The organism is Arthrobacter sp. EPSL27, assembly GCF_001512305.1.
Taxonomy (GTDB): domain Bacteria; phylum Actinomycetota; class Actinomycetes; order Actinomycetales; family Micrococcaceae; genus Arthrobacter.
In genome coordinates, this window is the sequence record NZ_LNUT01000004.1 from 1355556 (window position 1) to 1365234 (window position 9679).

Genomic DNA, 9679 nt, shown 5'->3' on the forward strand with positions numbered 1-9679 from the left:
GATGAAGGGATCACGGTCTGCAGTTAGCGTTCGATTTGTGTTCTCAGGCCGTACGAACGGGCCGTTGTGGATCGTCTGTGGGTGGCGTATCGAAGGGTTTGGTGACGAGATTTTGTATGTGCCCACCTATAAACGCTGAAAGCCATCCAAGGCAGGCCCCGATGATGACAGCCATGACGGTGGGCCAAAAAGACTGTTGTGTTCCGAAGAACACAGCTGTCCCGGCGAAAGCGCCGGGGATGAAGGACAGCGGCGCCCATCCTGCCTGGAGGCACATGGCCAGTGCGGCAAATGCCACGCCAATGGCGAGCATGCCGGGAAATTGCACCCAGCCGGTCAGCAGCGCTACCAGCCACCCGTAGATGACGCCGGACAGGTTGGCAGCCAGCCCTTTGGAGAATCCTGCTCCGCCTCCTCCCGCGGCGAAAAAGCATGCCCATGCGACGAACGCGACCCAGGTGATGAGGCCAAGTTCCACGCTTACCTGCGTCCAGACTCCTGCAAGCACGCCGACGGATATGCCTACGCCTATGTGCAATCTCATGTCGATTCTCTCTATTTGTTGATGAGTTGGGCCCCTAGGTTTGTTCGTCAGGGCACCAGGATGGCCCGGCCGCGCACTTTGCCCGCTTCGAGGTCGCTGATCGCCTGCTGGAAGTCGTCGAGGGCGTATTTCTGCGTATGAAGGGTGACGGCACCCCGTGCCGCCAATGCCATCAGGTCTTGAAGGTCGTTGTAGGAGCCGACGAGGTTGCCAATGATGTTGATCTCGGCTGAGACGATATCGATGGTAGGGACGTCGATGTTCTCGCCGTAGCCCACCACGTAGTAGTCCCCTGCCTGGCGCAGCATGGCGACGCCTTGGGCGGTCGCGCCTCCTTCGCCGACGAAGTCAATGAGTGCCTCCGCCCCATGACCTCCGGTGAGGGCGAGTACCTGCTCGACCTGTGACCCGTCAGCCAGGACGCCCTCATGTGCTCCGATGTTCTTGGCCAAGTCCAAGGCGGCTGGATTACGGTCAACGACGATAATGCGGGCCGGTGTTAGTGCTGTGAGGACTTGGATTCCGATGTGGCCGAGTCCTCCGGCGCCGACGACAACGCAAGTGTCCCTTGCGGTCAGCCGCTTGGCCGCTTTAGCGGCCGCGTGATAGGCGGTGAGGCCGGCATCGGCCAAGGCTGCGACGTCGGCGGGTTCCAGGGAGTCGTCGATTTTGACGACGGAGCGGGCGGAAGTCAGGAGGTACTCGGCGTATCCGCCGCTGGTGTCGATACCAGGGAATTTGCTCTGCTCGCAATGCACGTCGTCCCCGGAACGGCAGGCACGGCACAGGCCGCACGTGATGAGGGGGTGCAGGATGACTTTGTCGCCTTCCTCCACATTGGTTACGGCGCTACCCACTGCGTGCACCCATCCGGCGTTCTCGTGGCCGATGGTGTAGGGCAGGTGGACCTGCGACTTTTCCGCCCACTGGCCCTCGAGAATGTGCAGGTCCGTGCGGCAAACCCCGGCTCCTCCGATTCGGACGACGACATCAAAGGGGCCTGTGACTTCGGGCAGCGGCACTTCTGCCATTTTCAGGGCGCTGTGGTAACCGACGACCTGGACGGCTCGCATGGTGCTCATGGGTGAATCTCCTTGACAATTAATGGAAGTAGTTGGTGGTGGTGTGCGGCCTCAGCGCCCTCGGGCCGCGGGCTTTGGTCCGCGCCGGATCCTGCATAGCGTGTGCGCAGCAGTCCCCGGCAGAAATGCGCGTTCCCGTCAATGGAGATGCGGGTCGAGCGGGCCCGGCGCAGTGCCATTGGAACGGCATCAGGGGGGTAACGGTGGCCTTCGTGGTTAACCAGGACAATCGAATCCGACGCCGCGGGCAAGCCAAGCGCTGAACGTCGGCGGAGCAGCGCTTCCTTGTTTCTGCCAGTCGGAAGGTCCCGGAGACGAATGGTTCCGACCTCCGTTTCCACGAGACTTGCGTCGGAACGCAGGAGATCAGTGAGGCATCGCTCCATGGCAGCCGTGTGAGCCTTGCGACGGAATGTCCAGCGCAGGTCGTCCAGACTGTCCTCGGCCTCGTGCCGGAAGGTGCCGCGGTATCCTGCGTCCGCGGCCAGCCCGGCGTTGATGACGTCGGAGTCGTGGTGGTCGTCCAGCTCGACGACCACCTGCGTCACAGCCGGCAGCGCCGAGATCACGTCCTTGCTGTCGGACGCCATCAGATAGGCGAAATTGGGCGAGCAGAAGGAGGTAGGCAGGCGCAGGTGGACCTCTACCCGTGCACCACCGGCAACGGCCCGGACCTGAAGGGAACGGACGAAGCCAAGATCAGTGATCGGTTCGTCCAGTTCCGGGTCGAACACCGAGTCCAAGGCGCGCCGGATATCCTCCGCGCTCACATCCCAGCGCGTTTCAGCTGCAGGATCGACGTGCAGAGCTGTCACCGGATGCCTGCCAGGTCGGCGCGTGCGGGCTGTCGCGGTCCTGTCTTTGTCTCGTCCGCGTCGGGGAGCTGGAGCTCTGCAGGCACCGGGATGTCGTACATCTTCGCGGCATTCAGTCCCAGGATCTTCTTCTTCTGGGCGGTGGTGAGCGGGGCGTATTCGGTCATGTCTGCCGGGATCTGGAAGTCAACGAACCGCTCGATCAGCCAGCGGGGCGACCAGATGGCGTAGTCGCTGGAGAACTGGATCCGGTCCTCCCCGATCCAGTAGATGAGCTCGCCGATGATCTGGGCGAAGTACCGCGGCCGGGTGTGCATGAAGGGCATCGCGACGGCCAGGCCGCCATGAACATTGGGTTCCTGGGTGGCGATCCAGCAAAAGTCTTCCAGCCGTGGCAGACCGACGTGCTCGACCACAAAGTTCAGATCGTTGAAGTCTGAGGCGGCGTGGTCAACGTCGGCGACGTCGAAAGCGTCGCGGTCCAGCGGGCGGACGGTTGGTCCCTTGTGGATGTGGATGTTCTTGATGCCGAGTCTGCGGCATTCCTCGAAATACCGGTATGACCAAGGGTCCGAGAGCTTGTACCCGCGGGATTCGCCGTGCCATTCGGCGGTGTAGAGCTTGACCCCCTTGAACTGCATCTTTTCGTGGTCGGCGCGCAGCCGGTCGAGGCCTGCTTCACCATCGCGGGGGTCAAAACAGTGGTTGTACGTGAGCTTTCCCGGCGTTGCCGCGGCCAGGCCGTATGCCTCCTCGACCTGCGCGAATCCGTTCTTGTAGAACGCGCCGAGATAGGCCGGCTGAAAGATTGCATGGTCCACGTAGCCGTCCTCGAACAGATCTTTCATGAGGCGTTCGCCGCCCTGGTAAAGGAACTCCTCGTAGGACCAGTGTTCCTCGTCCGGAGAGAGGTTGCGGTGGTAGTCGTAGAAGCAATCGATGAACTGTTTGCCCTGAAGGTTGCGTTGGTTCTCCGACCGGGCGTCCCACAGTGCGACGTGGGCGTCAACGATGAAATAGTTTTCGCCATCTTTGCTGTACATGTCTGGTCTCCTTCTCGGGACTGCCATAGTCCCGACACCATCGAGACTAGGCCGCTGGAACAGCTGTCAACATGTGGCGTGTGTCTCATTTTGAGACGGTTCTCTTCCGCCTGCGATCGCGAGACTAAGTAACCTTGAAGTATGGAGACGAGGAGGGCGGCAATGATGCCGAACAAGGACGAAGGTATTGTCAGCCCGGCGCACGCTTACGCCGGCGAGCTCGCGACTCCTGCGAAACGCCTCCGCGCTTCCTGGCAGCGGAGCGAGGAATACGGCGTCTCCACCGAAGTAGTGGATCCGATGTGGGCGGGCTCCGCCGGGACTGACTCCCTGTTTTTCGAGTGCGGTCAGGAAGTGCTGACCGCACTTAGCAGCACGCTGGCAAACGAACCCTTGAGCCTGATGCTCACCGATGCCAACGGCTTGCTCCTCAACCGCTTTAGCGGAGACACGTCCCTCTTGAGGGCGCTCGACAAGGTGCATCTGGCGCCAGGGTTCGCATTCTCCGAAAGGGAAGCCGGGACCAACGGCATGGGCCTGGCGTTGGCCGACCGCATCCCGACCCTTGTCCGAGCTGAAGAACACTACAGCGCCAGCCTCCGGACTTACACCTGCGCGGCAGTCCCTGTCTTCGATCCGGTCAGCGGATTGCTGGAAGGGAGCGTTAACATCACCACGTGGTCCCGTTCATCCCCGCAGTTGCTGTTGGCGTTGGCAGAATCGGCTGCGGGCAACACCTCGGCCCTGATGCTCGCCAGGTCACAGGGCCGCAAAGGAAAGCCCGGACCGAAGGGTGGCGTCTTCAGCGTCCAGAGAGGCAAACTCGAGCCGGCGGCTGGAACAGTGCGACAGCTGTCGTCAGGCTGGACAAACGCCCTCGACCAGGCGGCCGACGCCCTGGCGGCCGGACGGGTTGTTGCCACCGTGGGCGAGCAGGGTGCGGGGCGAGCGACCGTGCTGGCACAGGCATTGCGGCAGATTCAGCCCGGGAGCCGTATCATCTCAGCGGCCGTCCCCGCCCCCCGGGACGTGGACGCCTGGCTGTCCTTGTGGACCCCTGAACTGGCTAAACCAGCAACCGCTGTCATCGTCGAAAACGTTGACCTGTTGCCCGCGTGGGCGGCACAGGAACTTCACGCCCAGGCCCAGCGCGCGATTCAGTCACTTCCCCTCTCCAACAGCGGCCGCGCGCCCACGCCCGTGTGGGCCGTCACAGCTGCGAGGCACGATGGCATCCCGCAACCCCTGTCTGGCTTGGTCGATACAGTGGTTTCTGTTCCCGCGCTGCGGGAACGCGGGGAGGATGTCCTGCCTTTAGCCCGATACGCTGCCCGCCAGACGCGTCTGCGGGAAATCAACTTCACTGCCGCCGCGGAAAGGGCATTGAACGCCCATAGCTGGCCGGACAATATTGACGAGCTTTTCACCGTCATCCACGCCGCTGCGGTCCAGACAGACACGATCGACATCAGCCACCTGCCTGCCTACCTACTGGGCAAGAGCAGCTGGCAGCTGAGCCGGATCGAGTCGGTGGAACGCGACGAGATCGTCCGCTGTCTCTCCAAGCCCGGGGTTACAGTCAGCGGGGCCGCAGCAGAACTGGGCATCAGCAGGGCGACCATCTACCGCCGCATGGCCAGGCTGGGGATCACAATCCCGAAGTAGGCGGAGACGGCACGGGCGCTTGGGTCCCCCTGTGTGCTGCGCACCGGCATTGACCGGCCGTACACCGTGGGCAACGTCGGAGTCACGGGCCTCGACCCTGTGGCTTGTTGTGACGGAGGCTCGGCTGACGAGACGCCTGCACGAAGTGATCGGCCGGGGATCAAAGTCTGCACACTTTGGAATGATTTCGACGTCCTCGCAGGACCACCAACCATAGGATTTTTTGAGAGCGGTCATAGGCTTCGGCCGGGCACCACCGGGCTGCTGATAGACAGGTTCGTTGCAGCTGGCCTATCCAAATCGACCACGGAAGAAGGCTCGCGTGCCACCGGACGCCAATCGTCAACACATTGCCCTCCCGACTGGTTTGGCGGCATAGCGCGCTCGTGGGAACACTTCTGCGTCGACGCCCGTCGTTCACCTCTCCAGCGTCGGCTGAGAACGGCCGGTCCACGACAACATCGGGCGGTCGATGGTTGCTGGCCGTCCTGTCCCTTCGGCTCGTATCGGACCTGTCGATACTCCTGCCTCTCTCGTTGGATCTTGAGCCGTGGGGCGGCCACGAGGTCCCCGCGAGGGTGGCCCTGCTGGTCTCGATCCTGCTCAGTCCGGTGCTCGTTCATGCCGCCTGGCGCCTTGGCCGGCAACAGGGCCGCGACCGGCTGGAGGCCTCGGCTGCCGCGCGGCTTTTGGACACCGTCCTGGGCACAACCCGGGGATGGCTGTGGGCCGTAGGAGCCGACGGGCGGTTCACACTCTCCAGCCGAGCCAGTGCGGAACTTCTCGGCTATGAGCCCTCTCAGCTGCTGGGACGCCCGTGCAGCGTCATCATCGACCTTGCCGACTTGAAGGCCGCCCGGAAACCATCACCACACGCTGGCTGGGAAGGGCTTGTGCTTTCCATTCGTCACCGGGGCGGGCATCGCGTGAATGTCGAGGTCGTCGGCTGGCCCCGGTCCGACGGGGGCGGCGGAAGATCAGGCTTCGAGGGAATCGCCCGCCCGCTGGTTGCCTACCCGGCGCAAAGTCCAGAGGATCTGGAGATCGGAGCCCGCATCGATCACTTATTCGCCGCCCGGACCTTGATGACGGCCTTTCAGCCGATCCGTGATTTGGGTACCGGCGAGACTGTCGGCGCCGAAGCGCTGACCCGCTTCGTCAGCTCTCCCTTCCGGTCTCCGGATCAATGGTTTGTCGAGGCGGATTCAATCGGGCGTGGCCCAGATCTCGAATTCTTTGCCTTGGAGACGGCGTTGCGGGCCGCAGTGGATCTCCCCGGGCACCTCTACGTTGGCGTCAATCTCTCCCCGGCGGCATGCCTTGATCCGAGACTAAGTGACATCGTGAGGGAGTCCGGGCTGCCGCCCGGACGAATCGTCGTGGAGCTGACTGAGCGCTCAGCCGTTTCCGACTATGCACGTCTCACAGCAGCTCTCGATCCGCTCAGAAGAGCTGGTCTCCGCATAGCTATTGACGATGTCGGTGACGGATTCGCCTCCATGCGTCACATCCTGAGACTCAGCCCGGAAGTGATCAAGCTTGACCGGACCATCGTGGCCGGAATCGACACCAACGCCAACCTGAGAGCGCTTTGCGCGGCGATGGTCAGCTTCGCGTCGCAAATCGGTGCATGCCTTGTTGCCGAGGGAATCGAAACGCCGGCGGAACTTGCCACGGTTACCGACCTGGGAGTTGACGCGGGCCAAGGTTACCTGTTGGGCAGACCCTCCGTTCTTCCGGCTGACTGGTCCCACCGGTGGTAGCGGAACCGGCCTTCGCCGGGTGGAAATGAAGACGGTGGGGCCGGAGGGCCGATCCCTCGGAGCCAGCCCGCCGGTGCATCAATCCTCCTGCCCATCACGGTTCCGCTCATTGCATGCTCCGAGAATCACAGCCACGACTATTCGGAAAGAACCAGCATGACATCAGCTCCCGAGACGGTCATTTGGACGATGCTCACAGGTACAGACGCCACCCTGGACCATATCCGCCGTGCCGCAGTCGAGTCAGGTTTCAGGGCTGCCTTTTGCGATGGGGACCGTATCAATATCGAGGTCCCCTTTTCCCTCTGGAAGCGACGCCGAACCGCGCGGTTTACCGCTGCTGTTTTGACTTACGCGCGAGGGACCCACGTGGCCTGGACGGCAGACGCCGGGTCGCTGAACCATGAACACCTGGCCCGCATCGAGGAGACGCTCCCGGAGGGGGTGTTGCACTACCATGGCGTTGAGGACGCCGCGTTGAGGGCAGATCTGCCTTTGGGCGGGAGGGCTACCTTGCGCGTCATCGTCCGTGTGCTGGCGCGAGACGAAATCGTGCGGGCTATCGGGAGGGGGCACCTGAACGAGACCGCCGGGTACGTCGTACTTACGACCAGCCGCCTCCTAGTCATCGAGGCGTCCGGCCTCGAATCGAGAACAGTCTTCGACGCCCCGCACGGATCCATCGAATCACTTTCACTGGGCAAGCGAAGCACCGGAGAGACCCTCCGGGTCGTTTTGCCCGCGGGACCGGTAGTCATTTCACGCCTCGGCCATGGGGAAGGCCACGGGATCGTTAAGAGCTTTAGGGAAGAAAAGGAGAGCCGGACCCGCTTTGTCCCCTCCTCGGTGCGCATGCCCCCCGAAACCCAACCAATGGCCGCGGATGTCGCCCCGATTAGGCACTGGCCCATGAACTAACCGCCCGTCGGATTAGAACGACAGATAGAGATCCACCAACGTGCACCTGACTACCACAAAGCACGCTCCCACCTCAGGGGCGCACTGCACAGCTCCCTTGAGGCATTCCAGTCCGTCTGTGCCCCCGGATGCGCAGGGCGTCATCCGTGAACGGGCGGACTTTTGACACCATGGACGACGTCATTGCGAGCCTTAGGTAGTTCGGTGGGTGCCGCCGGCAGGCAACAGCCCTTGGGATTTCCAGGATCCGGATGGCGACGCCGCGGGCAACTGCAGCAATTGGTCACGTGGGGTGCATTAGGTACCGGGACACGAGGGATGGCGCTGGGAAGTGTGGCACGGACGATATGTCCGCGGGATCCTTTCCGATCGGTTCACAGCTCGGTCAGTTTCCTTAGTTCGGCGACGTGGGCGCGCAGGAGGTCGGGCGTCTCCTGCGCGCCACTAATCGAGAGGCCTGTAAGTTCCCTGACGGCACGGCGCATGGCTTGCAGGCTCGAGAACCCGCTGGCGCCCGCTATATCCGGCAGAGAGCGTTTCCATGCGGTTTCTTCGGCAAGGAGCTCAAGGGCTTCCATGGTCCGCAGGGCTCGGATATGTCCGCTGACCTGGAGCCCGTCGCCTTCGAAAAGGGAATAGAGGGCGCGGCGTGAAAGACATGAGTACGCCACTACCTCGTCAACAGTGAGGGCTGGGTTTCTGAAATTCTTGCGCATGAACTTCTTGATCGCAGCGATGCGGGCCAGCCTAAGATCACAGGGATCAGCCGCGGTTTCGAGCAAGGAACTGATCAGGGCCGTCATCATCGACCGGACGACCGGCTGGAGGCGCTGCATCTCCTCGGCTAAGCCCGTCCGCTGCCAGCCAGACAAGGCTGGACGAATCAGTCCGCGTACAAGGGGGTTATCCCTGACGTCGGCCAACCCCTGCAGCCGTTTCACGGATTTGTCGGTCAGTCCCAGCAGGCTTCGATCGAAATGGAGGCGCACCGCGCTAAAGCCGGATGGCGCATGGAAGTTGCCCGGCAATGCGAGATCAAAAAATCTGACGGTTCCGGGAGAGACGGCCTCGGAGCGTCCTGAAAAGCTGAACCTTTCACAGGAACTCCTGAAATACAGGAGCCAGTCGCTCGGTTTCGTATCCCCGTTCCAGTAGCAACGGGCAGGTTCATTCGTGACATCAACAAGACTGAACCCCGGACCGTCGACGCTCACGGCGGTCGGATTAAAACCTGGTCGCACTAGCTTTTCGGTTTTTTCCAGCCGAACGGGAACGTCAATGGCTCCGCCGTACCAGCTTCGCCAATGTTCGAACTTCTGATCGGGGCTCAACCCGGACGGAACACTGTAGCGTCTGACCGGTCCCTGCGGTGGCTCATCCGGACGGCCGGCAACGAGGGTATCCGGAGGTGTGTATTCCATGGGTGGGACCTTCCGGCGGAGCCAAAGTTCAATGTGCCGCGTGTTGCAGCAAGAAGGGGATCGCGTGGTGTCGTCGACCGCCAGTAAATTCTACCCGTTGCCGCTAATGTGACCATCGGTCACCCACGACGCCACAGTTGTCAATCTTGCTATTGCAGCGGCCCGGAAAGGCCTGCCAGGACCAGAAGCCGGGTCCGGGGCCAGGGGGAACGGGTCACGAAAGTGCCGGAGACGCCGCACACCGAACGAATGTGATCATTCGTTGGTGCTGAACGCGGCGTCGAAGGAGGTGTTCGAGGCGGGGAAGTCGAACTTCTTCAGGGCGGCGAGGGCTTCGGGGGCGCCGTGCAGGCGGTCCATGCCGGCGTCTTCCCATTCGATGGAGATGGGGCCGTTGTAGCCGATCGCGGTGAGCGCCCGGAAGGATG

General features: G+C 62.5%; 8 protein-coding genes and 1 pseudogene. 3 read left to right on the forward strand and 6 right to left on the reverse strand.

The window, feature by feature from the left end; genetic code table 11:
- Positions 1–43: 43 nt before the first annotated feature.
- From AR539_RS19035 to AR539_RS10705, 4 genes are read right to left on the reverse strand one after another with little or no spacing between them, the layout of a single operon-like run.
- Positions 44–544 (reverse strand): DUF1097 domain-containing protein, encoded by a 501-nt coding sequence (locus AR539_RS19035; RefSeq protein ID WP_082699296.1) that lies wholly within the window; start codon positions 542–544, stop codon positions 44–46.
- Positions 545–591: 47 nt separating this feature from the next.
- A complete protein-coding gene (locus tag AR539_RS10695; RefSeq protein WP_197410594.1) occupies positions 592–1626 on the reverse strand; it encodes an NAD(P)-dependent alcohol dehydrogenase in 1035 nt (344 codons plus the stop codon).
- Positions 1623–2441, reverse strand: coding sequence for an iron-sulfur cluster assembly protein (locus tag AR539_RS10700; RefSeq protein WP_231728565.1), 819 nt, complete (start codon positions 2439–2441; stop codon positions 1623–1625). The genes AR539_RS10695 and AR539_RS10700 overlap by 4 nt, the downstream gene beginning before the upstream one ends.
- Positions 2438–3484, reverse strand: a complete 1047-nt coding sequence (locus AR539_RS10705; protein WP_066435964.1) for an amidohydrolase family protein — start codon at positions 3482–3484, stop codon at positions 2438–2440. Before AR539_RS10705 ends, AR539_RS10700 begins: the two co-directional genes overlap by 4 nt.
- A gap of 162 nt (positions 3485–3646) precedes the next feature.
- On the opposite strand from AR539_RS10705, the gene AR539_RS10710 reads away from it, so the two are divergent.
- From AR539_RS10710 to AR539_RS10720, 3 genes are all read left to right on the forward strand, one after another.
- The gene (locus AR539_RS10710) at positions 3647–5149 is read left to right on the forward strand and encodes a helix-turn-helix domain-containing protein (RefSeq protein ID WP_082699297.1); all 1503 of its coding nucleotides are present in this window, start codon (positions 3647–3649) and stop codon (positions 5147–5149) included.
- A gap of 578 nt (positions 5150–5727) precedes the next feature.
- Positions 5728–6912 (forward strand): sensor domain-containing phosphodiesterase, encoded by a 1185-nt coding sequence (locus tag AR539_RS19040; RefSeq protein ID WP_231728566.1) that lies wholly within the window; start codon positions 5728–5730, stop codon positions 6910–6912.
- A gap of 156 nt (positions 6913–7068) precedes the next feature.
- Positions 7069–7830 carry a hypothetical protein gene (locus AR539_RS10720; protein WP_066435971.1) on the forward strand — a complete coding sequence of 254 codons (762 nt, stop codon included), beginning with the start codon at positions 7069–7071 and terminating at the stop codon, positions 7828–7830.
- 374 nt (positions 7831–8204) lie between these two features.
- Here the strand turns inward: AR539_RS10720 and AR539_RS10725 are convergent, their stop codons facing one another.
- Both AR539_RS10725 and AR539_RS19045 read right to left on the reverse strand, forming a co-directional pair.
- Complete coding sequence (locus AR539_RS10725; protein ID WP_066435975.1) at positions 8205–9251, reverse strand: AraC family transcriptional regulator; 1047 nt, start codon at positions 9249–9251, stop codon at positions 8205–8207.
- 255 nt (positions 9252–9506) lie between these two features.
- Positions 9507–9679, reverse strand: a pseudogene (locus AR539_RS19045) (sugar phosphate isomerase/epimerase); the annotation flags it as partial.

Excerpts from the sequence above, each read along its gene's own strand:
- AR539_RS19035 (WP_082699296.1), bottom strand. The coding sequence starts at position 544 with ATGAGATTGCACATAGGCGTAGGCATATCCGTCGGCGTGCTTGCAGGA.
- AR539_RS10695 (WP_197410594.1), bottom strand. The coding sequence starts at position 1,626 with ATGAGCACCATGCGAGCCGTCCAGGTCGTCGGTTACCACAGCGCCCTG.
- AR539_RS10705 (WP_066435964.1), bottom strand. The coding sequence starts at position 3,484 with ATGTACAGCAAAGATGGCGAAAACTATTTCATCGTTGACGCCCACGTC.
- AR539_RS10710 (WP_082699297.1), top strand. The coding sequence starts at position 3,647 with ATGATGCCGAACAAGGACGAAGGTATTGTCAGCCCGGCGCACGCTTAC.
- AR539_RS10720 (WP_066435971.1), top strand. The coding sequence starts at position 7,069 with ATGACATCAGCTCCCGAGACGGTCATTTGGACGATGCTCACAGGTACA.
- AR539_RS10725 (WP_066435975.1), bottom strand. The coding sequence starts at position 9,251 with ATGGAATACACACCTCCGGATACCCTCGTTGCCGGCCGTCCGGATGAG.